The 22,147-nt window shown below is 61.5% G+C and carries 21 protein-coding genes; 4 read left to right on the top strand and 17 right to left on the bottom strand.

Annotated elements, in window-relative coordinates; genetic code table 11:
- Positions 1-3: 3 nt before the first annotated feature.
- The 5 genes from tpiA to rlmE all read right to left on the bottom strand — a co-directional run bounded on the left by tpiA (position 4) and on the right by rlmE (position 5,790).
- A complete protein-coding gene (gene tpiA / locus NP552_RS18175; protein WP_058540554.1) occupies positions 4-759 on the bottom strand; it encodes a triose-phosphate isomerase in 756 nt (251 codons plus the stop codon).
- Positions 760-825: 66 nt separating this feature from the next.
- Entirely contained in the window at positions 826-2,166 is a 1,341-nt protein-coding gene (gene glmM, locus NP552_RS18180; protein WP_196932667.1) for a phosphoglucosamine mutase, read from the bottom strand.
- 20 nt (positions 2,167-2,186) lie between these two features.
- Entirely contained in the window at positions 2,187-3,038 is an 852-nt protein-coding gene (folP, locus tag NP552_RS18185; RefSeq protein ID WP_043863824.1) for a dihydropteroate synthase, read from the bottom strand.
- Between the two features lie 8 nt (positions 3,039-3,046).
- Positions 3,047-4,954, bottom strand: coding sequence for an ATP-dependent zinc metalloprotease FtsH (gene ftsH, locus NP552_RS18190; RefSeq protein ID WP_043863825.1), 1,908 nt, complete (start codon positions 4,952-4,954; stop codon positions 3,047-3,049).
- 212 nt (positions 4,955-5,166) lie between these two features.
- Positions 5,167-5,790 carry a 23S rRNA (uridine(2552)-2'-O)-methyltransferase RlmE gene (rlmE, locus tag NP552_RS18195; RefSeq protein ID WP_043863826.1) on the bottom strand — a complete coding sequence of 208 codons (624 nt, stop codon included), beginning with the start codon at positions 5,788-5,790 and terminating at the stop codon, positions 5,167-5,169.
- Positions 5,791-5,891: 101 nt separating this feature from the next.
- Between rlmE and yhbY the strand changes: the two genes are divergently transcribed.
- Positions 5,892-6,200 (top strand): ribosome assembly RNA-binding protein YhbY, encoded by a 309-nt coding sequence (yhbY, locus tag NP552_RS18200; RefSeq protein ID WP_038606752.1) that lies wholly within the window; start codon positions 5,892-5,894, stop codon positions 6,198-6,200.
- Between the two features lie 12 nt (positions 6,201-6,212).
- On the opposite strand, the gene NP552_RS18205 is transcribed toward yhbY, so the two are convergent.
- From NP552_RS18205 to grpE, 8 genes are all read right to left on the bottom strand, one after another.
- Positions 6,213-6,608: an MFS transporter gene (locus NP552_RS18205; RefSeq protein WP_104571925.1), complete on the bottom strand. Its 396-nt coding sequence runs from the start codon at positions 6,606-6,608 to the stop codon at positions 6,213-6,215.
- 28 nt (positions 6,609-6,636) lie between these two features.
- Positions 6,637-7,119, bottom strand: coding sequence for a transcription elongation factor GreA (greA, locus tag NP552_RS18210; RefSeq protein WP_078481340.1), 483 nt, complete (start codon positions 7,117-7,119; stop codon positions 6,637-6,639).
- A complete protein-coding gene (carB, locus tag NP552_RS18215) occupies positions 7,116-10,337 on the bottom strand; it encodes a carbamoyl-phosphate synthase large subunit (protein ID WP_043863828.1) in 3,222 nt (1,073 codons plus the stop codon). The genes greA and carB overlap by 4 nt, the downstream gene beginning before the upstream one ends.
- A gap of 107 nt (positions 10,338-10,444) precedes the next feature.
- Positions 10,445-11,581, bottom strand: a complete 1,137-nt coding sequence (gene carA / locus NP552_RS18220) for a glutamine-hydrolyzing carbamoyl-phosphate synthase small subunit (protein ID WP_043863829.1) — start codon at positions 11,579-11,581, stop codon at positions 10,445-10,447.
- A 267-nt stretch (positions 11,582-11,848) separates the two neighbouring features.
- Positions 11,849-12,652, bottom strand: coding sequence for a 4-hydroxy-tetrahydrodipicolinate reductase (gene dapB / locus NP552_RS18225; protein WP_043863830.1), 804 nt, complete (start codon positions 12,650-12,652; stop codon positions 11,849-11,851).
- 13 nt (positions 12,653-12,665) lie between these two features.
- Entirely contained in the window at positions 12,666-13,790 is a 1,125-nt protein-coding gene (gene dnaJ, locus NP552_RS18230) for a molecular chaperone DnaJ (RefSeq protein ID WP_043863831.1), read from the bottom strand.
- A gap of 192 nt (positions 13,791-13,982) precedes the next feature.
- On the bottom strand, positions 13,983-15,899 hold the full coding sequence (gene dnaK, locus NP552_RS18235; RefSeq protein ID WP_043863832.1) for a molecular chaperone DnaK: 1,917 nt from the start codon (positions 15,897-15,899) through the stop codon (positions 13,983-13,985).
- Between the two features lie 102 nt (positions 15,900-16,001).
- The gene (gene grpE / locus NP552_RS18240; protein WP_043863833.1) at positions 16,002-16,556 is read right to left on the bottom strand and encodes a nucleotide exchange factor GrpE; all 555 of its coding nucleotides are present in this window, start codon (positions 16,554-16,556) and stop codon (positions 16,002-16,004) included.
- 229 nt (positions 16,557-16,785) lie between these two features.
- Here grpE and recN point away from each other — a divergent pair, with 229 nt between their 5' ends.
- Positions 16,786-18,459 carry a DNA repair protein RecN gene (gene recN / locus NP552_RS18245; protein ID WP_054916543.1) on the top strand — a complete coding sequence of 558 codons (1,674 nt, stop codon included), beginning with the start codon at positions 16,786-16,788 and terminating at the stop codon, positions 18,457-18,459.
- Between the two features lie 108 nt (positions 18,460-18,567).
- Here recN and fur read toward each other — a convergent pair whose 3' ends face one another.
- Positions 18,568-18,972: a ferric iron uptake transcriptional regulator gene (fur, locus tag NP552_RS18250; protein WP_043863835.1), complete on the bottom strand. Its 405-nt coding sequence runs from the start codon at positions 18,970-18,972 to the stop codon at positions 18,568-18,570.
- Between the two features lie 97 nt (positions 18,973-19,069).
- Between fur and NP552_RS18255 the strand changes: the two genes are divergently transcribed.
- Complete coding sequence (locus tag NP552_RS18255) at positions 19,070-19,594, top strand: outer membrane protein assembly factor BamE (RefSeq protein WP_043863836.1); 525 nt, start codon at positions 19,070-19,072, stop codon at positions 19,592-19,594.
- Between the two features lie 57 nt (positions 19,595-19,651).
- On the opposite strand, the gene NP552_RS18260 is transcribed toward NP552_RS18255, so the two are convergent.
- On the bottom strand, positions 19,652-19,963 hold the full coding sequence (locus NP552_RS18260; RefSeq protein WP_078481341.1) for an RnfH family protein: 312 nt from the start codon (positions 19,961-19,963) through the stop codon (positions 19,652-19,654).
- Complete coding sequence (locus NP552_RS18265) at positions 19,956-20,390, bottom strand: type II toxin-antitoxin system RatA family toxin (protein WP_043863838.1); 435 nt, start codon at positions 20,388-20,390, stop codon at positions 19,956-19,958. Before NP552_RS18265 ends, NP552_RS18260 begins: the two co-directional genes overlap by 8 nt.
- A gap of 170 nt (positions 20,391-20,560) precedes the next feature.
- Here NP552_RS18265 and smpB point away from each other — a divergent pair, with 170 nt between their 5' ends.
- Positions 20,561-21,043, top strand: coding sequence for an SsrA-binding protein SmpB (smpB, locus tag NP552_RS18270; RefSeq protein WP_043863839.1), 483 nt, complete (start codon positions 20,561-20,563; stop codon positions 21,041-21,043).
- Between the two features lie 99 nt (positions 21,044-21,142).
- On the opposite strand, the gene NP552_RS18275 is transcribed toward smpB, so the two are convergent.
- A complete protein-coding gene (locus NP552_RS18275) occupies positions 21,143-21,910 on the bottom strand; it encodes a GntR family transcriptional regulator (RefSeq protein ID WP_043863840.1) in 768 nt (255 codons plus the stop codon).
- Between the last annotated feature and the right edge of the window lie 237 nt (positions 21,911-22,147).

The following is a 22,147-nucleotide window of genomic DNA, read 5'->3' on the forward strand; positions in this document are numbered from 1 at the left end:
TTTTCAGTTTCCTGCGGCGCGACAAATTGCACCGAATTCGTCTGCGTTCAGGGAAGCTCCACCAATGAGCCCCCCATCGATATCCGGCATGCCGAACAGCTCAGCCGCATTGGCCGCCTTCACGCTGCCGCCGTATAGAAGCCGCACATTCATCGCGACCTCTGAATTCTTTGCCGCCAGTTGCTCGCGAATGGCCTTGTGCACATCCTGAGCCTGTTGCGGGCTGGCCGTGAGGCCGGTGCCGATGGCCCATACAGGCTCATAGGCAATGATTGCACTGGCGAAGGCCTCAACACCGAATGCTTCGATGATGCTGCTCAACTGACGCCCTACAACCTCAAGCGTCTTGCCAGCTTCGCGCTCCTCCAGGGTTTCCCCCACACAGAGCACAGGCTTCAATCCGCAAGCCTGAGCCGCAGCGAACTTGCGATTCAGTACTTCGTCGCTTTCGCCCAGTATCTGGCGACGCTCCGAGTGCCCGATCAGCACCAGCTCACATCCCGCATCGACCAGCTGACTCGGAGCAACCTCACCGGTCAGCGCGCCTTGCTGGGGCTCTACCGCAGAATCCTGAGCACCCACGGCTATCGACTTGCCCTGCAACCCTTCAATCGCTTGATTGATGTACAGGCAGGGCGGGAACACCGCGACTTCAACACCGCTCGGCAGGGCTAGATTGCTCAAGCCCTTGATCAGCTCAGCGACGCTGGCGCGGGTACCGTGCATCTTCCAGTTACCAGCTACCATAGGGCGACGCATGCTGTACCTCGTCGGTCAAAGTGGGCGCAGATGTTACCCAACCCGATCACCACTGGCAAGCGCTAATCAGGCGCAAACTTCAGTTACCAGCTTTGCCAGTTCCTCGGCGTAGCCGCGCACCTGACTTTCGTCATCACCTTCGACCATCACACGCACCAGTGGCTCTGTGCCGGACTTGCGCAGCAGCACGCGACCACGACCCGCCATGGCCTCGGTGACCCGCTCGCAGGCCTGCTTGACCGCCGGGTGCTCGACAGGGTCTACCTTGCTCTCGCCAAAGCGAACATTGATCAGCACCTGCGGGCACTTGCGCAGCGCCTGACGGGCCTGAGCCAGGGTTTCACCGCGACGCTTGAGCGCCATCAGCACCTGCAGGGCAGCGATGATCGCATCCCCTGTGGTGGTATGACTGAAGCACACCACGTGCCCGGAATTCTCGCCGCCGATGTTCCAGTCGCGCTCCAGCAGTTCGGCCATCACATAGCGGTCACCCACCTTGGCACGCACAAACGGTATCGAGAGCTCCTGCAAGGCCAGTTCGAGGCCCAGGTTGCTCATCAGCGTACCCACAACGCCACCATTGAGCTTGCCACGCTCCTGGAGGTCACGGGCAATGATGAACAGCAATTCGTCACCATCGACGATCGCGCCGGTATGGTCGACCATCAGCACCCGGTCACCGTCACCGTCGAACGCGATCCCCAGGTCGGCATGCCCTACCAGCACCGCCGCCTGAAGCGACTCGATATGGGTCGAACCGCAGTTCTCGTTGATGTTGAGGCCATCCGGCTGCGCTGCCAGCACCGTGACATCGGCGCCGAGCTCGCGAAACACGCTGGGGGCCACCTTGTACGTGGCGCCGTGGGCGCAGTCGACCACCAGCTTGAGGCCGGCGAAATCGGTACTGGTCGGCACGCTGCTCTTGCAGAACTCGATGTAGCGGCCGGCCGCGTCGTTGATGCGCGACACCTTGCCCAGCTTGCTCGACTCGACCACGGTCATGGGCTTGTCGAGCAACTCCTCGATCATCTGCTCCACATCGTCGGGCAGCTTGGCGCCCTGACCGGAGAAGAACTTGATGCCGTTGTCGTCATGCGGATTGTGCGACGCACTGATGACGATCCCGGCTTCGGCATGGAAGGTGCGGGTCAGGTAGGCGATGGCCGGCGTCGGCATCGGGCCGAGCAGCAGCACATCTGCGCCCGCCGCCGACAGACCGGCCTCAAGGGCCGACTCGAACATGTAGCCGGAGATACGCGTGTCCTTGCCTACGAGCACCCGGCAGGCGCCGAGCTTGCGAAAGGCCATGCCTGCGGCCCAGCCGAGCTTGAGCATGAAATCCGGCGTGATCGGGTATTCGCCGACACGGCCACGAATGCCGTCGGTACCAAAATATTTTCTGCTCATCGTGAAATGCTCCGTCACTCTTATTCGGCGGCTTCAACCGCTGCAATCATCCGTACCACGTCGACGGTCTCGGCAACATCGTGAACCCGCAGGATGCTCGCACCCCGGGTCATCGCCAGCGCAGCAAGCGCCAGGCTGCCATAAAGCCGCTCACCGACCGGACGCTCCAGCGCCAGGCCGATCATGCTCTTGCGCGAAACGCCCACCAGGAGGGGACGGCCCAGGCGATAAAGGTCCTGCATATGCTTGAACAGGCTGAGGTTGTGCGCAAGCGTCTTGGCAAAACCAAAGCCCGGATCGAGCACAATCTTTTCGGCGCCGATACCCACCGAAGCACAGGCTGCCATGCGCTGCTCGAGAAACATCGCCACCTCGACGGTCACATCGTCGTAGTGCGGGTTGTTCTGCATGTCGCCGGGCTCGCCGCGCATGTGCATAAGGCAGACCGGCAAACCGGTGGCTGCAGCGGCATCCAGGGCGCCATCGCGGGTCAGCGAGCGCACATCGTTGATCAGCCCCGCGCCCAGGCGGGCAGTCTCGCGGATCACCGCCGGCGTCGAGGTATCGACCGAGATGATGACATCCAGCTCGCGACTGATCGCTTCGACAATGGGTGCAACCCGCTCGAGCTCTTCGAGAGCAGTGACCACGCGTGCACCTGGCCGGGTGGACTCCCCACCGACATCGACAAGCGTAGCACCGGCCGCCACCATCGCTTCGGCATGGCGCAAGGCCGCATCACGCTGAGTGAAGCGACCGCCGTCCGAGAAGGAATCAGGGGTTATGTTGAGGATACCCATCACATGGGTACGGGAAAGGTCGAGAACCCGGTTGCCGCAAGGCAACCGGGTTGGGTACTGCTGTGAAGTCATGTCAACCCTTAGAGCTGCGCCGCCGGACCACCGATCGGGGACTCGGGGCGATCACCTTGCGTGGCAGAGGTGCCCGAAGTGCCCGAACCACCTTCCCAGTCACGTGGCTCACGCGGCTCGCGACCGGCCATGATGTCGTCGATCTGGTCGGCATCGATGGTCTCGTACTTCATCAGCGCATCGGCCATGGCGTCGAGCTTGTCACGGTTTTCGGTGAGGATCTGCTTGGCAGTGGCATAGCACTGGTCGATGATGCTGCGCACCTCGGAGTCGATCAACTTGGCCGTCTCGCCCGAAACGCTGGCGTGCTGGGAACCGGCACTGCGGCCCAGAAACACCTCGCCTTCTTCTTCGGCGTACATCAGCGGGCCGAGTTTTTCCGACAAGCCCCACTTGGTGACCATGTTGCGAGCGATCTGGCTGGCTCGCATGATGTCGTTGGAGGCACCCGTGGTAACGCCATCGAAGCCAAGGGTCATTTCCTCCGCGATACGACCACCGTACAACGAGCAGATCTGACTGATCAGCGCACGCTTGGACAGGCTGTAGCGGTCCTCTTCCGGCAGGAACATCGTGACGCCCAAGGCGCGACCGCGCGGAATGATCGAGACCTTGTACACCGGGTCGTGCTCGGGCACCACGCGACCGACGATGGCGTGACCCGCCTCGTGGTAAGCGGTGTTCTGCTTCTCTTTCTCGGACATGACCATCGACTTGCGCTCGGCGCCCATCATGATCTTGTCCTTGGCCAGCTCGAACTCCTTCATCTCGACCACACGCTTGCCGCCGCGCGCAGCGAACAGCGACGCCTCGTTGACCAGGTTGGCCAGGTCGGCACCGGAGAAGCCGGGCGTACCACGGGCGATCACGGCAGGGTTCACGTTGTCGCCGATCGGCGTCTTGCGCATGTGCACCTTGAGAATCTGCTCGCGACCACGGATGTCGGGCAGGCCCACGACCACTTGGCGGTCGAAACGGCCTGGACGCAGCAACGCAGGGTCAAGCACGTCCGGACGGTTGGTAGCGGCGATCACGATGATGCCGTCGTTCATTTCGAAGCCGTCCATCTCCACCAGCAACTGGTTGAGGGTCTGCTCGCGCTCGTCATGACCACCGCCCATGCCGGCGCCACGGTGGCGACCGACGGCGTCGATTTCGTCGATGAAGATGATGCACGGTGCGTGCTTCTTGGCCTGCTCGAACATGTCACGTACACGGCTGGCACCGACACCCACGAACATTTCGACGAAGTCGGAACCGGAAATGGTGAAGAACGGCACCTTGGCCTCACCCGCAATGGCCTTGGCCAGCAGGGTCTTACCGGTACCGGGCGGGCCGACCATCAGCACGCCGCGCGGAATACGACCGCCCAGGCGCTGGAACTTGCCTGGATCCCGCAGGAACTCGACCAGCTCGCCAACCTCTTCCTTGGCTTCGTCGCAACCTGCGACGTCGGCCAGGGTGGTCTTGACCTGGTCTTCGGAGAGCAGGCGCGCCTTGCTCTTGCCGAAACTCATCGGCCCACCCTTGCCACCGGCACCGCCCTGCATCTGGCGCATGAAGAACATGAACACGGCGATGATGACCAGGATCGGGAAGCTGGCGACCAGCAACTGGGTCCAGATGCTTTGTTGTTCAGGCTGCTTGCCTTCGACCACGACGTGGTTGTCGACCAGGTCGCCGATCAGGCCGTTGTCGGCGATCGCGGGACGCACGGTCTTGAAGCTGTCGCCGTCGGTACGCTTACCAATGATGACTGCACCGTCGACCGTCACACGCTCGACCTTGCCATCCTTGACCTGCTGAATGAAGTCGGAATAGTTGAGGGTCTGCGGCTCGTTCGGGCTGGAGAAGTTGTTCATCACGGTCACCAGGACCGCGGCGATGATCAACCACAGGATCAGATTCTTTGCCATGTCGTTCAATTAGCTACCCTCTGAGGCAGGCCTTAGGCGCAGCCGTGCCTCGCATGATAATCACCGGCTTAACTTACTACATTACCTACATGTCTGCAGGCGCCGTCTGTAACCCTTTGTGAAACCTAGACTACACGATGTTCATCCAGGTCAGGCAGGACATCCGATTGGAAATAGCTATCGGATACCCTGGAAGCTGCCGGCCTGAAGCCCTACTCGCCCTTGTAGCCACGCCCCAGCATGTACTGCTCGCGGGAGCGATCGCGTGAAGAATCGGGCTTGAGCATCTGCACCTTGTCGAATTTCTTGCGGGCGTCCTTGAGGTAGACGTCAAACCCCTCGCCCTGAAAGATCTTGATCAGAAAATCGCCACCCGGCTTGAGTACCCGGGTCGCCAGATCAAGGGCCAGCTCGCACAGGAACATGGCCTTGGGCATATCCACAGCGGGCGTACCACTCATATTGGGGGCCATATCGGAAATCACAAGGTCTACGTGCGAATTACCGACCGCCTCGAGAATCTGCGCGAGCACTTCATCCTGGGTAAAGTCGCCCTGGATGAAGGTAACGTCGGGAATACTGTCCATTTCGAGGATGTCAGAGGCGATCAGACGCCCCTGACCGCCAATCAGACGACTGGTCACCTGCGACCAGCCACCGGGCGCCGCGCCCAGATCGATCACGCTCATGCCCGGGCGGATCAAACGGTACTTTTCCTGGATTTCGAGCAATTTGTAGCTCGCGCGCGAGCGATATCCGTCCTTTTGCGCCTTTTTGACGTAAGGATCGTTGAAGTGTTCTTTCAGCCAGCCAAGGCTTGTCTTGGAACGCGCCACTGGGCACCTCGATGATAAGGGTCGTGATTAACTGGGCGGATCCACGGGCCCTCGGGTAAAATGGCCGCCATTTTTACAGAATCTAGACAAAGGGTCAGATTATGCCGCTCAATAACGAGCAGAAGAAACAGTACAAATCCATTGGCCACGACCTGAAACCAGTTCTGATTGTGGCAGGCAACGGCCTGACTGAAGGGGTTATCGCCGAACTCGAGCGCGCCCTGGCCGATCACGAACTGATCAAGGTAGAGATCCGCTCGGAAGACCGCGAAGAACGTGCCGCCGCCATTGCCGCACTGTGCAAGGCCGGTCGCGCCGAACTGGTGCAGACCATCGGCAAGAAGGCACTGATCTATCGCCGCAACCCGCAGCCCAACAAGCAACTGTCGAACATCCACCGCTACAAGTGATGTTCGCGCCGTTCAGTGGCGCGCCTTGCGCGCCCTGCCCGGCGGCGGCTGCAGCACCAGCAGCAAACCGCTGAGGCCCAGCACCAGGTAGCAGAACAGCTGCCAACGCAACTGCCCCGCCCCGCCAACCCGCAAGACGAAATACATCACGCACGCCGCCACTGCCATCAGCAGCAGTTGCCCACGCATGTCTCGCCACAGGCTGGCCATCCCTTCGGCCTGAATCAGCACCAGCACCTGCACGCCGCAGCCCGCCGCCGCAAAGGCGACCAGCAGCGACGCGGCCAGCACGCCAAAATCTTCGATCAACAGCGGCGCCAGGCCAATCTGGCCCAGCACCGGCAGTACCGCAAAATGCAGCATCCACACGCCGCCGACCCAGAGCACCTGGGCCAGCTGCCAGATCACTGCCGACGCGGCAAAGCCGCGCGGGCGATCAAATGTGACGGACTTCGACAATCTCGTACTCGACTGTGCCGCTCGGCGTCTTGATCACCACAGTGTCACCCTCTTCCTTGCCGATGATGGCGCGGGCGATCGGAGCACCGACCGAGAGCTTGCCGTTCTTGACGTCCGCCTCGTCCTCACCAACGATCTGGTAGGTCACCTGATCGCCGGTTTCGGTGTTTTCAAGGTTCACGGTGGTACCGAAGATCACCTTGCCCGTGTGGGCAATGGTGGTAACGTCGATCACTACCGCATTCTGCAGGCGGCCTTCGATATCGCGGATACGCGCCTCGACCATGCCCTGTTCTTCACGGGCAGCGTGGTACTCGGCGTTTTCCTTGAGATCGCCCAGCTCACGGGCTTCGCCAATCGCCTGGCTCAGGCGCGGGCGTTCGGTCTTGCTCAGGAAGAGATGCTCTTCCTCCAGGGCGCGAGCGCCCTGAACGGTCATCGGGTATTTGGTAATACTCATGCTTTGAGTCCTGCATGCAGATCCTGCAAGCGACGTACGGTTTTTTCCGGACCGAACTTCAGCGCTTCGCAGATGGCTTCACCGGCCGCAATGGTCGTGGTGCAGTAGATCTTGTGCTGCAACGCATTGCGACGAATCGAGTAGGAGTCGGCAATCGACTGGCGACCTTCGGTGGTGTTGATGATCAGCGACACTTCGTCGTTCTTGATCATGTCGACCACGTGCGGACGACCTTCGGTCACCTTGTTCACGCGACGCACTTTCAGGCCTGCCGCCTCGATGATCTTGGCGGTACCGGCCGTGGCAACCACTTCGAAGCCCAGGTTGATCAGGTCGCGGGCAACGCCAGCCACCTGCGGCTTGTCGTCGTCACGCACGCTGATGAACGCGGTGCCGCCGGTCGGCAGCACTTCGCTGGCGCCCATCTGGGCCTTGGCGAAGGCTTCGCCGAAGGTGTCGCCGACACCCATGACTTCACCGGTGGACTTCATTTCAGGGCCGAGGATCGGATCGACGCCCGGGAACTTCGCGAACGGGAACACCGCTTCCTTCACGCTGTAGAAGTTCGGAATGATTTCCTGGGTGAAACCGATCTCTTTCAGGGTCTTGCCGGCCATGACGCGAGCCGCAATCATCGCCAGCGAGGTGCCGATGCACTTGGACACGAACGGTACGGTACGCGAAGCACGCGGGTTGACCTCGATCACGTAGATCTTGTCGCCCTGCAGCGCCAGCTGCACGTTCATCAGGCCGACAACGCCCAGCTCCAGTGCCATCTTCTTGACCTGGTCGCGCACTTCGTCCTGCACGTGGGCAGGCAGCGAGTACGGCGGCAGCGAGCATGCCGAGTCACCGGAGTGAACACCGGCCTGCTCGATGTGCTGCATGATCGCGCCGATCACCACGTCGGTGCCGTCGCAGACCGCATCCACGTCCATCTCGATGGCGCAGTTGAGGAAGTGGTCCAGCAGCACAGGGCTGTCGTTGGACACCTGCACCGCTTCACGCAGGTAGCGCTTGAGTTCGTCCAGTTCGTAGACAATCTCCATCGCACGGCCGCCCAGTACGTAGGACGGGCGCACCACCAGCGGGTAACCGATGACGCCGGCGGCACGAATCGCTTCGTCTTCGCTGCGCACGGTGGCGTTTGGCGGCTGCAGCAGGTTCAGGCGCTGAACCATCTGCTGGAAGCGCTCACGGTCTTCGGCGCGGTCGATGGAGTCCGGGCTGGTACCGATGATCGGTACGCCGGCTTCTTCCAGGGCACGGGCCAGTTTCAGCGGAGTCTGGCCGCCGTAGTGCACGATGACGCCCTTCGGCTTCTCGACACGCACCACTTCCAGCACGTCTTCCAGGGTCAGCGGCTCGAAGTACAGGCGGTCGGAGGTATCGTAGTCGGTGGAGACGGTCTCCGGGTTGCAGTTGACCATGATGGTCTCGTAGCCGTCTTCACGCAGGGCCAGTGCCGCATGGACGCAGCAGTAGTCGAACTCGATGCCCTGGCCGATACGGTTGGGGCCGCCACCCAGGATCATGATCTTGTCGCGGGTCGACGGGTTGGCCTCGCACTCTTCCTCGTAGGTGGAGTACAGATAGGCGGTGTCGGTGGCGAACTCGGCTGCGCAGGTATCGACGCGCTTGTAGACCGGGAAGATCTCGAGCTTGTGGCGGTGACGACGCAGGTTCTTGTCGGTGATGCCCAGCAGCTTGGCCAGGCGCTGGTCAGAGAAGCCCTTGCGCTTGAGGCGCAGCATCAGTGCCTTGTCGATATCGGCCAGGCCCAGGGTCTTGACCTTCTCTTCTTCCTTGATCAGGTCTTCCATCTGCACCAGGAACCAGCGGTCGATCATGGTCAGGGCGAAGATTTCATCCACGCTCATGCCCGAACGCATGGCGTCGGCCACGTACCAGATACGCTCGGCGCCCGGCACGGTCAGCTCGCGCTTGAGGATGCTGGCAGCTTCCGGGCTGGCCAGGTCGACTTTCGGGTCCAGCCCGCATACACCGACTTCCAGGCCGCGCAGGGCTTTCTGCAGCGACTCCTGGAAGGTGCGGCCGATAGCCATGACTTCACCCACGGATTTCATCTGGGTGGTCAGGCGGGCATCGGCTTTCGGGAATTTTTCGAAGGCAAAGCGTGGCAGCTTGGTGACGACGTAGTCGATCGACGGCTCGAACGAGGCCGGCGTGCGACCACCGGTGATGTCGTTCTGCAGTTCGTCGAGGGTGTAGCCAACAGCCAGCTTGGCGGCGATCTTGGCGATCGGGAAGCCGGTGGCTTTCGAGGCCAGGGCCGAGGAACGCGAAACCCGCGGGTTCATCTCGATCACGACCATGCGGCCAGTGTCCGGGCAGATACCGAACTGCACGTTGGAGCCGCCGGTTTCGACACCGATTTCACGCAGCACCGCCAGCGAGGCGTTGCGCATGATCTGGTATTCCTTGTCGGTCAGGGTCTGTGCCGGTGCGACGGTGATCGAGTCACCGGTGTGCACGCCCATCGGGTCGAAGTTCTCGATGGAGCAGACAATGATGCAGTTGTCCTTTTTGTCGCGGACCACTTCCATCTCGTACTCTTTCCAGCCGATCAGCGATTCATCGATCAGCAGTTCCTTGGTTGGCGACAGGTCCAGACCACGGGCGCAGATTTCTTCGAATTCTTCACGGTTGTAGGCGATGCCGCCACCAGTGCCGCCCATGGTGAAGGACGGACGGATGATGCACGGGAAGCCCAGCTTCTCGAGCACCGCATTGGCCTCTTCCATGCTGTGGGCGATACCCGAGCGCGGGCATTCCAGGCCGATGGCCTTCATGGCCTTGTCGAAACGCGAGCGGTCTTCGGCCTTGTCGATGGTGTCGGCGTTGGCACCGATCATTTCCACGCCGAATTTTTCCAGGACGCCTTCGCGCTCCAGGTCCAGTGCGCAGTTCAGCGCGGTCTGGCCGCCCATGGTCGGCAGCAGCGCGTCAGGGCGCTCCTTCTCGATGATCTTGGCCACCGACTGCCACTTGATCGGCTCGATGTAGGTGGCGTCGGCCATGGCCGGGTCGGTCATGATGGTGGCCGGGTTGGAGTTCACCAGGATGACGCGAAAACCCTCCTCGCGCAGGGCCTTGCAGGCCTGGGCGCCGGAGTAGTCGAATTCGCAGGCCTGGCCGATCACGATCGGGCCGGCGCCGAGAATCAGGATGCTTTTGATGTCTGTACGTTTTGGCATGGGTTGTCACTCAAATCCGCGGGTCAGTGGGCAAGCTGTGTCGAACAATCCACTCGAGGAGCGCCTGAACGCGGCCTGTGCCGGTTCAGGGCTGCCTCCGGGGGTGCTCAGCGGCGCTTGGCCATGGCATCGATGAAACGATCAAACAGTGGCGCGACGTCGGTCGGGCCCGGGCTCGCCTCAGGGTGACCCTGGAAGCTGAAGGCGCTCTTGTCGGTGCGTTCGATGCCCTGCAGGGTACCGTCGAACAGCGACTTGTGGATGGCGCGCACGTTGCCTGGCAGGGTCGCTTCATCTACCGCGAAACCATGGTTCTGGCTGGTGATCATCACCACGCCGGTGTCCAGGTCCTGGACCGGGTGGTTGGCACCGTGGTGACCATGACCCATCTTGACGGTCTTGGCACCGGAGGCCAGGGCCAGCAGCTGGTGGCCCAGGCAGATACCGAACACCGGCACTTCGGTTTCGAGGATTTCGCGGATCGCCTGGATCGCGTAGTCGCAAGGCTCGGGGTCGCCCGGGCCGTTGGACAGGAACACGCCATCGGGATTGAGCGCGAGCACTTCGCTGGCCGGGGTTTGCGCCGGCACCACGGTGACGCGGCAGCCGCGCTCGACCAGCATGCGCAGGATGTTCAGCTTGACGCCATAGTCGTAGGCCACGACGTGGTACGGCAGCTCGGCGGCGTCGATGGTCGGGTGGCTGTCGGTCTTCAGGTTCCACACGCTGGAGCGCCACTCGTAGCGGCTCTTGGTGCTGACGACCTTGGCCAGGTCCATGCCCTTCAGGCCCGGGAAGCCGCGCGCGGCTGCGATGGCCGCCTCTTCAGAAATGTTGTCGCCAGCCAGGATGCAGCCGTTCTGCGCGCCCTTCTCACGCAGGATGCGGGTCAGGCGACGGGTGTCGATACCGGCAATGGCCACCACATTGTTGGCCTTGAGGTAATCGGACAGCGACATCGTGTTGCGCCAGTTGCTGGCGATCAGCGGCAGGTCACGGATGACCAGGCCGGCCGACCAGACCCGATCGGACTCGGCGTCTTCCGGCGTGGTGCCGGTGTTGCCGATGTGCGGGTAGGTCAGGGTAACGATCTGCTGCGAGTAAGAAGGGTCAGTCAGGATTTCCTGATAGCCGGTCATTGCGGTGTTGAACACCACCTCACCAACGGTCTGACCGTCGGCTCCAATGGCCTCACCGCGAAAAATGCTGCCATCGGCAAGGGCGAGTATGGCTGGCTTAGTCAAGAAGACCTCCCAAAAATAAAGCCTGAAGGGGCGATCGCAGGTTGCAAAAAAGCGGAATGACGTATAGACACGTCACCCCGCTTTCTTCGTCGAATTATCTGCGCGCTTTTAGTGGACACACTAAAGCTGTAGCTTACAGAAAAAGGCTTTTTCGGTCTACCACTGATGTGCCTGAAAGGCATGGGAATGCGACAGAAAGTCGCTTGTTTCAAACGCTCGGCCAGGGAGGCCGGCGAAGGGGCCGCATGGCAGCCCCTGGTGCAGCGATCAACGCAGGTCGAGCACGTCCTGCATGTCGTACAGGCCCGGCGCACGCCCATCCAGCCACAGCGCGGCACGTACCGCACCCTTGGCGAAGGTCATGCGGCTGGAGGCCTTGTGGGTGATCTCCAGGCGCTCGCCGTCAGCGGCGAACAGCACGGTATGGTCACCCACCACGTCGCCGGCACGCACGGTGGCAAAGCCGATGGTCTTGCGGTCCCGCGCGCCGGTCTGGCCTTCCCGGCCATACACGGCCACTTCCTGCAGGTCACGACCAAGTGCATTGGCCACCACCTCGCCCATGCGCAGCGCGGTACCCGACGGCGCATCCACCTTGTGACGGTGATGAGCCTCGATGATCTCGATGTCCACATCGTCGCCCAGCACGCGCGCCGCCATGTCCAGCAGCTTCAGGCTGAGGTTGACGCCAACGCTGAAGTTGGCGGCAAACACGATAGGGATGTCCTTGCCCGCCTCGGCCAGCAGTTGCTTCTCTTCAACACTGAAACCGGTGGTGCCGATGACCATCGCCTTGCCCGCCTTGCGGCAGAACGCCAGGTTCTTCAAAGTCACCGAAGGATGGGTGAAGTCGATCAGCACATCGAACTCGTCGACCACCCGATCCAGATCACCCGACAGCGGCACACCAATACGCCCCAGCGCCGCCAGCTCGCCGGCGTCAGCCCCGACCAGCGTGCTGTCCGGACGATCCACGGCGGCGGTCAGGCCCGCCCCCGGCGTCTGCTGCACTGCCTCGATCAGGGTCTTGCCCATCCGCCCTGCCGCGCCCATTACCGCTATACGTCGCATGCCCTGTTCCTTCTTACAGATCGCCGAAGAAGCGCTTCACGCCTTCGAACCAGCCATTGGCCTTGGGAGAATGGCAGCTGTCGCCATCCAGCGAAACACGCAACTCTTCGAGCAGCTCACGCTGACGACGGCTCAGGTTGACCGGCGTTTCTACCGCCACCCGGCACATCAGGTCGCCCGCACCACCGCCACGCACCGGCGCAACGCCCTTGCCGCGCAGACGGAACTGCTTGCCGGTCTGGGTCCCCTCGGGGATCTTCAGCTTGACCCGGCCATCGAGGGTCGGCACTTCCAGCTCGCCACCCAGCGCCGCATCGGTGTAGCTGATCGGCACTTCGCAGTACAGGTGCTTGCCGTCGCGCTGGAAGATCGGGTGCTCGCGCACATTGATCACCACGTACAGGTCGCCGGTCGGGCCACCCTGGGAACCTGCCTCGCCTTCGCCCGACAGGCGAATGCGGTCACCGGTATCGACGCCGGCCGGCACCTTGACCGAGAGGGTCTTGTACTCTTCGACACGGCCTTCGCCATGGCACGAATCGCACGGGTCGGTGATGATCTTGCCCTGGCCGTGACAGCGCGGGCAGGTCTGCTGCACCGAGAAGAAGCCCTGCTGCATGCGCACCTGGCCAATACCGCCGCAGGTCGGGCAGGTCGAAGGCGACGAGCCCTTCTTGGCACCCGAGCCATCGCACGGCGCACAGTTGACCAGCGTCGGCACACGGATGTTGACCGTGGTGCCGCGCACGGCCTCTTCCAGGTTCAGCTCGAGGGTGTAGCGCAGGTCGCTGCCACGCTGAGCGCCACCGCGACCACCGCCCCGGCCACCGCCGAAGAAGTCGCTGAACACATCACCGAAGATGTCGGAGAAGTTGGCGCCACCGAAACCGGCACCGCCGCCACCCATGCTCGGGTCGACACCGGCATGGCCATACTGATCATACGCAGCACGCTTGCTGGCATCGGAGAGCACTTCGTAAGCCTCGTTGGCTTCCTTGAACAGCTCTTCCGAGGCCTTGTCATCAGGATTACGGTCCGGGTGGTGCTTCATCGCCAGGCGACGATAGGCCTTCTTCAGGTCGGCCTCGCTCGAGCCGCGCTCGACTCCCAGAACCTCGTAATAGTCACGCTTTGCCATAATTCTTTGCACTCTTGAGGACGTTCGGCATACCTCGGCGCATACCGCGCTGTGCCGCCAGCATTCAAGCACGCTCGAATGCTGTAAAAATTCGGGTATTCCAGACACGCCAACGCGGGAGCAAGCCCCCGCGCGGCGACATCCTACCAGTCACTGCCGAACAGCAGTCAACCGGGCGACAACCTGTAGCTATTACTTGTTGTCTTTTACTTCTTCGAACTCAGCGTCGACCACGTCGTCGTGCTTGGGCTCTTCAGCTTCTGGCTGAGCACCGCCCTGAGGCTGTTCGGCCTGCTCGGCGTACATCTTCTGAGCCACTGGCGCGGAGACCTTCGACAGCTCTTCGACCTTGGCTTCGATGGCAGCCTTGTCGTCGCCTTTGACAGCGGCTTCCAGGGCGACAACGGCAGCTTCGATAGCAGCCTTCTCGTCCGCGGTTACCTTGTCACCGGCGTCGGCGACCATCTTGCGGGTCGAGTGAACCAGCGCGTCACCCTGGTTGCGGGCAGCGGCCAGCTCTTCGAACTTGCGGTCTTCCTCGGCGTTGACTTCAGCGTCACGCACCATCTGCTGAATTTCTTCCTCGGACAGACCCGAGTTGGCCTTGATCACGATCGACTGCTGCTTGCCGGTCGCCTTGTCCTTGGCACCTACGTGCAGGATGCCGTTGGCGTCGATATCGAAGGTCACTTCGATTTGCGGTACGCCACGTGGTGCTGGCGGAATCTCGGCCAGGTCGAATTTACCCAGCGACTTGTTCTGCGCGGCTTGCTTGCGCTCGCCCTGCAGCACGTGAATGGTCACGGCGCCCTGGTTGTCGTCGGCCGTCGAGAACACCTGCGACTTCTTGGTCGGGATGGTGGTGTTCTTCTCGATCAGCGCAGTCATCACGCCACCCATGGTTTCGATACCCAGGGTCAGCGGGCTGACGTCCAGCAGCAGCACGTCTTTCACGTCACCAGCCAGTACGGCGCCCTGAATGGCAGCACCCATGGCGACAGCTTCGTCAGGGTTCACGTCCTTACGTGCTTCCTTGCCGAAGAAGTCGGTCACCAGCTTCTGCACCAGTGGCATACGGGTCTGACCGCCGACCAGGATCACGTCGTTGATCTTGCTCACGTCGATACCGGCGTCTTTCAGCGCGATGCGGCATGGCTCGATGGTGCGCTGAACCAGGTCTTCGACCAGCGATTCCAGCTTGGCGCGGGAAATCTTCACGTTCAGGTGCTTAGGACCGGTGGCGTCTGCAGTGATGTACGGCAGGTTCACGTCGGTCTGCTGGCTCGAGGACAGCTCGATCTTGGCTTTTTCGGCAGCTTCTTTCAGGCGCTGCATGGCCAGCGGGTCACCCTTGAGGTTCATGCCGCTTTCTTTCTTGAATTCGTCGACGAGGTAGTCGATCAGACGAATGTCGAAGTCTTCACCACCCAGGAAGGTGTCGCCGTTGGTAGCCAGTACTTCGAACTGGTGCTCGCCGTCGACTTCAGCGATCTCGATCACCGACACGTCGAAGGTACCGCCACCCAGGTCGTAGACGATCACGGTGTGATCACCCTTGGCCTTGTCCATACCGTAGGCCAGTGCGGCTGCGGTCGGTTCGTTGATGATGCGCTTGACGTCCAGACCGGCAATGCGACCGGCGTCCTTGGTAGCCTGACGCTGGCTGTCGTTGAAGTAGGCAGGTACGGTGATGACCGCTTCGGTCACTGCCTCGCCGAGATAGTCTTCGGCGGTTTTCTTCATCTTTTTCAGAATTTCGGCCGAGATCTGAGGCGGAGCCATCTTCTGGCCGTTCACTTCCACCCAGGCGTCGTTGTTGTCAGCCTTGACGATCTTGTAAGGGACCATCTGGATGTCTTTCTGAACGACTTCTTCGTCAAAACGACGGCCGATCAGACGCTTTACCGCGTACAGGGTGTTGTGCGGGTTGGTCACCGCCTGACGCTTGGCCGACTGGCCGACCAGGATCTCGCCGTCATTGGCGTAGGCAATGATCGAAGGGGTGGTACGAGCGCCTTCGGCGTTCTCGATGACCTTGACGTTGCCGTTTTCCAGAATGGAGACACAGGAGTTGGTGGTCCCCAGGTCGATACCGATAATTTTGCCCATGTTAACTCTCCCGAAACTTTGGATTTGGTTGCCGCAGCGGTGGTTGCCAACTGCGGTAGCACTTAAACGCTTGACACTTAAATGGGGGCCGCCAGGCTAATTTCAAGCCTTCTCGTCAATAGAGGGCGAAACCGGAGCCGGAGCCTTGCTGACCACGACCATGGCCGGGCGCAGCAGACGCCCATTGAGCTGGTAGCCCTTCTGGAACACCTTGAGCACGCTGTTGGGCTCGACGTCCGCACTCTCCTGCATGGCCATGGCCTGGTGCAGTTCGGCGTTGAATGGTTCGCCGTGCGGGTCGATCGCCTCGAGGTTGTAGCGCTTGAGGGTGTCGTGGAACATCTTCAGGGTCAGCTCGATGCCTTCACGCATCGGGCGGATGCTCTCGTCTTCGGCGCTGGACAGCTCCAGGCCGCGCTCAAGGCTGTCGATCACCGGCAACAGGTCACCAGCGAATTTCTCAAGGGCGAACTTGTGCGCCTTCTCGACATCCTGCTCGGCGCGACGGCGCACGTTCTGAAGGTCTGCGGCGGTGCGCAGGGATTGATCCTGGGCCGCCGCCAGTTGCTCTTCGAGCACCTGCACGCGCGTGCTCAGCTCATCGCCGGCCGCCTCGGCGTTCAGATTCTGTTCATCCAGCGTCTGTTCGTCAGCCATAAAATCTCTCCTTTGCAATTTCGTCAGCGAACTTACTCGCACGTCTGCCGGCTATATGGGGTCTGAAAATGCAGCTTCAAGGGCTGATGAACAGTCCGCAGCATTACCCTCATAACCCCTTGCGATCAAAACCCTCACCGAGCAACCGAATCAAACTAAGCACAAGCATTGTCAGGCGATTTCAAAACACTGTATAAATAACCAGACCTTACGCCTGGGAGCCGCCCCAATGCTGGTGCATCTTTCCGTACACAACTACGCCATCGTCGAACACCTGGACCTCGAACTCGCCCGCGGGATGAGCGTCATCACCGGTGAAACCGGGGCCGGCAAATCGATCATGCTCGATGCCCTCGGCCTCACCCTGGGTGATCGCGCCGACAGCGGCGTGGTGCGCCCCGGGGCAGACAAGGCCGACATCCTGGCCACCTTCGACCTGGGCGACATTCCCGAGGCCCGTACCTGGCTGGCCGAGCGCGACCTGGACACCGACGGCCCGTGCATACTGCGTCGGGTGATCACCGCCGAAGGCCGCAGCCGCGGCTATATAAACGGCACGCCTTGCCCGCTGGGCGACCTCAAGGCCCTGGGCGAGCTGCTGATCGACATCCACAGCCAGCACGAACACCAGTCGCTGCTGAAGACCGACACCCATCGCCGCCTGCTCGACGAATACGCCGGCGCCACCGACCTTGCACGCCAGGTGCAACTGGCGGCGCAGCGCTGGCGGCAGACCCGCCAGGAGCTCGAGCGGCTGAGCAATTCCGGGGACGAACAGCGCGCGCAGCACCAGTTGCTCAGCTATCAGCTCGAAGAGCTGGAAAACCTCAACCTGGGCGAAAACGAACTTGAGCTGCTGGAACAGGAACACAAGAACCTGACCAATGCAGAGGCCCTGTTCGGTATCTGCCGCCAGGTCATCGACCATTGCAGCGAGAGCGACTCGGGCAATGTGCTCAGTGCGCTGACCGTCAGCCTCAATCGCCTGACCGCCGTACAGAATGCCCCCAAGGCGCTGGCCGAGGCGGCCAACATGATCGCCAGTGCGCAGATTCAGGTAGAAGAAGCAGTGGGCGAGCTCAACCGCTTTCTCGACCATTTCGACGCCGACCCCGCGCGGCTGCAGCAGCTGGAAGAACGTCTCGACGCCCTGTACACCCTGGCGCGCAAACACCGCGTGCACCCCAGCGAGCTGGCCGACCTGCAGCAACGCTTGATGGAGGAGCTCGAAGGCCTCAACGCCAACGACGAGTCCATTGCCCGACTGGGTGACGAACTTGCCGCCTTTGCCCGCCATTACCAGGAAAAGGCCTCTGAGCTTAGCCGCCTGCGCCAGCAGGCCGCGACCCAGCTGGCTGGCGCGGTGGAGCTTGAGATTCAGCGCCTGGGCATGCCTGGCGGACGCTTCAGCATCGAACTTCGCCCCAACAGTGGCGAAGACTTGTTGCCCCAGGGCCTGGAGCAGGTCGAACTGCTGGTCAGCGCCAACCCTGGCCAACCGCTCAAGGCACTAGCCAAGGTGGCTTCCGGTGGTGAGTTGTCACGGATCAGCCTGGCGATCCAGGTCATTACCGCTCAGACCTCGCGCATTCCGACCCTGGTGTTCGACGAAGTCGACGTGGGTATCGGCGGCCCGACTGCGGAAATCGTGGGGCAGCTGTTGCGTCGCCTGGGCGAGCGTGGGCAGGTATTGACGGTCACCCACCTGCCGCAGGTTGCCGCGCAGGGCCACCATCACCTGTTCGTGCACAAGGTGCGCAACAGCGATGCGACCCATACGGCGGTAGCGAGCCTGGGCAAACGCGAGCGGGTCGAAGAGGTGGCGCGCATGCTGGGCGGCATCGACCTGACCAAGGAATCGCTGGCGCATGCCAGAAAGATGGTCGTCACCAGCAAAGCCTGACTGCCCCCGCAGGAGCCGGCTTTGCCGGCGTACAACATTACAGCCCCCACAAAGCACGAAGGCGACCCCAGGGTCGCCTTCAATGCCGTGCAATTCAAAGCAAAGTGCTTACTTTTTCTTGCGCACGTACAGCACGAGATTGTGATCTACCAACTCGTAGCCGTGCTCCAGCACGATTTCCTTCTGGCGCTTTTCAATTTCGGCATCGAAGAACTCGATGACTTCGCCAGACTCCACGTTGACCATATGGTCGTGGTGGCCGCCGTCGGCCAGTTCAAACACTGCATGACCGCCGTCGAAGTTGTGACGAACGACAAGACCTGCCGCCTCGAACTGGGTCAGAACACGGTAAACCGTGGCCAGACCGACGTCCTCGCCTGCCTCCATCAACGCCTTGTAGACGTCTTCAGCACTCATGTGGCGCTGCTCGGTGGAGTCGAGCATCTGTAGAATCTTGACTCGAGGCAGGGTCACCTTGAGACCGGCTTTGCGTAATTCGCTATTTTCAACCATGGTCAGCTTTCTCGCCGATGCTGCTTCGCAGCTTCTCTGAATACGGGTATGATCGGGGTTTACGTTGTCCAGCCAAGATAGTGGAAGTCGCCCACCGATGCAAAACACCAAGCTCTTGCTAACCAGCCTCACCTTTGTGGGACTGCTCGCACTCGCCGGTTGCTCGTTCCCCGGGGTTTACAAAATCGACATCCAGCAGGGCAATGTCGTCACGCAGGACATGATAGACCAATTGCGGCCGGGAATGACCCGCCGGCAAGTACGGTTTATCATGGGAAACCCTCTGATCCAGGACACCTTCCACACCAACCGTTGGGACTACCTGTACAGTCTGCAACCAGGTGGGGGCGAGCGCCAGCAGGAACGGATGAGCGTGTTCTTCAACGAGAACGACCAGCTCGCCAGCCTGTCGGGTGACTTCATGCCGGGCGTGAGCCGCGATCAGGAAATCCTTGGCGGTGCAGCGGGCACCACTGTCAGCCCTGCCGAAGGCGAGACACCTGCCAAGCAGGAAGCCCCCGCCAAGCCTGGCTCGCTGGAAGACACGATCCAGCGCGACGTCGATACCATCGAAGTCATCCCGGTTCCAGTGCCGGAACCGCTGGACACCTCGCCGCAGTAAGCAAGGCGCAGGCAATAAAAAGCCCGGATCATTCCGGGCTTTTTATTGCGCGGCGTTTCACCGCTTGGCCTTCTTGAACACCCTGGCTACCTTGGCCGCGCGCTGTTTGCGCACCTCCTTGGGGTCGATCAGCAGCGGCCGATACAGCTCGATCCGATCACCCGCCTCGACCGGATGCTGCGACGCAACCACCTTGCCAAAGATACCCATCGGGCAATCCCCGATCGACACCCCCGGCAACTGCCCGGCGATGCCCGACAAGCGTACCGCCTCGCTCACCGACGTACCCGCTGGCACCTCCAGCGCCAGCAACAGCTGCTGCTCGGCGGTGGCGTAGACCACTTCGATGGGCAGCATCGGCTCAGCCATTGAGTTGCTTGGCCCGCTGGCAGAACGCATCCACCAGGGTGTTGGCCGCCTGGTTGAAGATCGGCCCCAGGGTGGCGCGCACCAGCGGCCCGGCGTAATCGAACGACAGGTCCAGGCTGATCTTGCAGGCCTTGTCGCCGAGTGCCTTGAACGTCCACAGCCCGTGCAGCTGATTGAACGGCCCCTCCTCAAGGTTCATCTCGATGGACTGCCCAGGCACCAACTCATTTCGCGTTACAAAACTCTGGCTCATGCCGCCCTTGGCCGCCTCGACTCGCGCACGCATCAGGGTCTCGCTCTGCTCCAGCACCGTGCTGGAGGAGCACCACGGCAGAAATTCCGAATAGCGGGCGACGTCATTCACCAGGTCATACAGCGCCTGAGCGGGGTACGGCAACAGTGCCGAACGTTGAATATGGGTAGTCATCCAGGCGTCACTTCCAAAGCTGAGCGGTAAACACGATGCGAATGCCGAGGGGCGCCACATAGCGCATCAAGAGGAAAAACAGCGCGTATTGTCCGGGATTCACTCCAACGGCTCAAGCGTACCGCTACCCCGTAGCCGACAGCGCGACGACTGCCTATAATGCCGCCCCTATGGCTAAACAAAAGAAGCATCCGACAGGGACCATCGCGCAGAATAAAAAGGCGCGTCACGATTACTTCATCGAGCACAAGTTCGAGGCCGGATTGGTCCTGTCCGGTTGGGAAGTAAAAAGTCTGCGTGCCGGCAAGGCGCATCTTGTGGACAGCTACGTGCTGCTCAAGGACGGTGAAGCATGGCTGATGGGTTGCCATATCACCCCCCTGACCGCGGCCAGCACCCACGTGATCGCCGACCCGACCCGTACCCGTAAACTGCTGCTCAATCGCCGCGAGCTGGAGCGCCTGTTCGTGGGCGTACAGCAGAAGGGCTATACCTGCGTGGCCTTGTCGATGTACTGGAGCAAGCACTTGATCAAGTGCGAGATTGCCCTGGGCAAGGGCAAGAAGGAATACGACAAGCGCGATACCCAGCGCGAGCGTGATTCCGATCGCGAGTTGCAGCGCGCCGTGCGCAGCAAGGGCCGCGACGAGTAGGCACGCCTGCTCTAGCCACTTTGCCAGCAAGGCCGGCTCCTACAGGCCAAGCGAAACCCTGTAGGAGCCGGCCTTGCCGGCGAAAGCCGCAACGCTTGTCTAGCGCCCGTTGCGCCGCTCTGCCCGCGCGACCCGCTGCACTTCCTGACGCACCTCTTCGAGCACCTCCTGCACATACAGAATGTGCTGGCTCGACACCTCCCGTGCATCCTGCGCACGCCCTTCGACAATCGCCAGGTACAGGTCCCGGTGCTGCGCAATCAGCATGTCGCGGGTCTCGCTGCGCTGCTTGTACATACCGCCGATGTTGGTCACCACGTTGCGCTTGAGCAGGTCGAACAACCCGCGAATGGTATGCAGCAGCACCGCGTTATGGCTGGCCTCGGCAATCGCCAGGTGGAACGACGCATCCGCCGCCCCTTCCTCGGCGCGGCTCACCTCATCGGCACGCGCATAACAGTCCTGCAGCGCATCGAACGCCACCTTCAACCGCTCGCGATCCACCGCGGTGGCACGCAATGCGGCGTAATAGGCACACGACGCCTCCAGCGTATGACGAAACTCCAACAGGTCGCGTTCGACCTCCGGATTGTTCTCCAGCAATTGCAACAAGGGGTCGCTGAACGTCGAACCCATCGACTGGGCAACATAATTGCCGCCACCCTGTCGGCTCACCAGCATGCCCTTGGCTACCAGCTTCTGGATCGCCTCGCGTAACGACGGGCGTGACACCCCGAACTGCTCGGCCAGTTGCCGCTCGGCCGGCAACCGCTCACCGGCGGTCAAGGTGCCTTCAAGAATCATCCCCTCAAGCCGCTCGACGATATCGTCGGACAAACGGCGTTGGCGGACCTGGTTGAAAACCATCACATGCTCTCCACAATCCCGAGTTCGTTCGGGGCCGCCTATTTTGGCCTATCGGTGCCCACGCCACACCCACCAGTTGGCGAATTTCGAAGCCGCTCAGCCGACCTTTTTTCAACCGTCCGACGAAAGTTTTAGCGGGGCAAATTGACACACCCACCACAGGGCTCTTAACCTAGCGGCTCGACATTGTAAATTGGTATGACCAATTAGCCAATGCCACTGCATGACCAACAACAA

It is taken from the genome of Pseudomonas sp. 8209, assembly GCF_028682105.1.
GTDB lineage: Bacteria > Pseudomonadota > Gammaproteobacteria > Pseudomonadales > Pseudomonadaceae > Aquipseudomonas > Aquipseudomonas palmensis.

Coding starts and splice junctions, on each gene's coding strand:
- tpiA (WP_058540554.1), bottom strand. CDS start 759: ATGCGTCGCCCTATGGTAGCTGGTAACTGGAAGATGCACGGTACCCGC.
- glmM (WP_196932667.1), bottom strand. CDS start 2,166: ATGAGCAGAAAATATTTTGGTACCGACGGCATTCGTGGCCGTGTCGGC.
- folP (WP_043863824.1), bottom strand. CDS start 3,038: ATGACTTCACAGCAGTACCCAACCCGGTTGCCTTGCGGCAACCGGGTT.
- ftsH (WP_043863825.1), bottom strand. CDS start 4,954: ATGGCAAAGAATCTGATCCTGTGGTTGATCATCGCCGCGGTCCTGGTG.
- yhbY (WP_038606752.1), top strand. CDS start 5,892: ATGCCGCTCAATAACGAGCAGAAGAAACAGTACAAATCCATTGGCCAC.
- greA (WP_078481340.1), bottom strand. CDS start 7,119: ATGAGTATTACCAAATACCCGATGACCGTTCAGGGCGCTCGCGCCCTG.
- carB (WP_043863828.1), bottom strand. CDS start 10,337: ATGCCAAAACGTACAGACATCAAAAGCATCCTGATTCTCGGCGCCGGC.
- dapB (WP_043863830.1), bottom strand. CDS start 12,652: ATGCGACGTATAGCGGTAATGGGCGCGGCAGGGCGGATGGGCAAGACC.
- dnaJ (WP_043863831.1), bottom strand. CDS start 13,790: ATGGCAAAGCGTGACTATTACGAGGTTCTGGGAGTCGAGCGCGGCTCG.
- dnaK (WP_043863832.1), bottom strand. CDS start 15,899: ATGGGCAAAATTATCGGTATCGACCTGGGGACCACCAACTCCTGTGTC.
- grpE (WP_043863833.1), bottom strand. CDS start 16,556: ATGGCTGACGAACAGACGCTGGATGAACAGAATCTGAACGCCGAGGCG.
- recN (WP_054916543.1), top strand. CDS start 16,786: ATGCTGGTGCATCTTTCCGTACACAACTACGCCATCGTCGAACACCTG.
- fur (WP_043863835.1), bottom strand. CDS start 18,972: ATGGTTGAAAATAGCGAATTACGCAAAGCCGGTCTCAAGGTGACCCTG.
- NP552_RS18255 (WP_043863836.1), top strand. CDS start 19,070: ATGCAAAACACCAAGCTCTTGCTAACCAGCCTCACCTTTGTGGGACTG.
- NP552_RS18260 (WP_078481341.1), bottom strand. CDS start 19,963: ATGGCTGAGCCGATGCTGCCCATCGAAGTGGTCTACGCCACCGCCGAG.
- NP552_RS18265 (WP_043863838.1), bottom strand. CDS start 20,390: ATGACTACCCATATTCAACGTTCGGCACTGTTGCCGTACCCCGCTCAG.
- smpB (WP_043863839.1), top strand. CDS start 20,561: ATGGCTAAACAAAAGAAGCATCCGACAGGGACCATCGCGCAGAATAAA.
- NP552_RS18275 (WP_043863840.1), bottom strand. CDS start 21,910: ATGGTTTTCAACCAGGTCCGCCAACGCCGTTTGTCCGACGATATCGTC.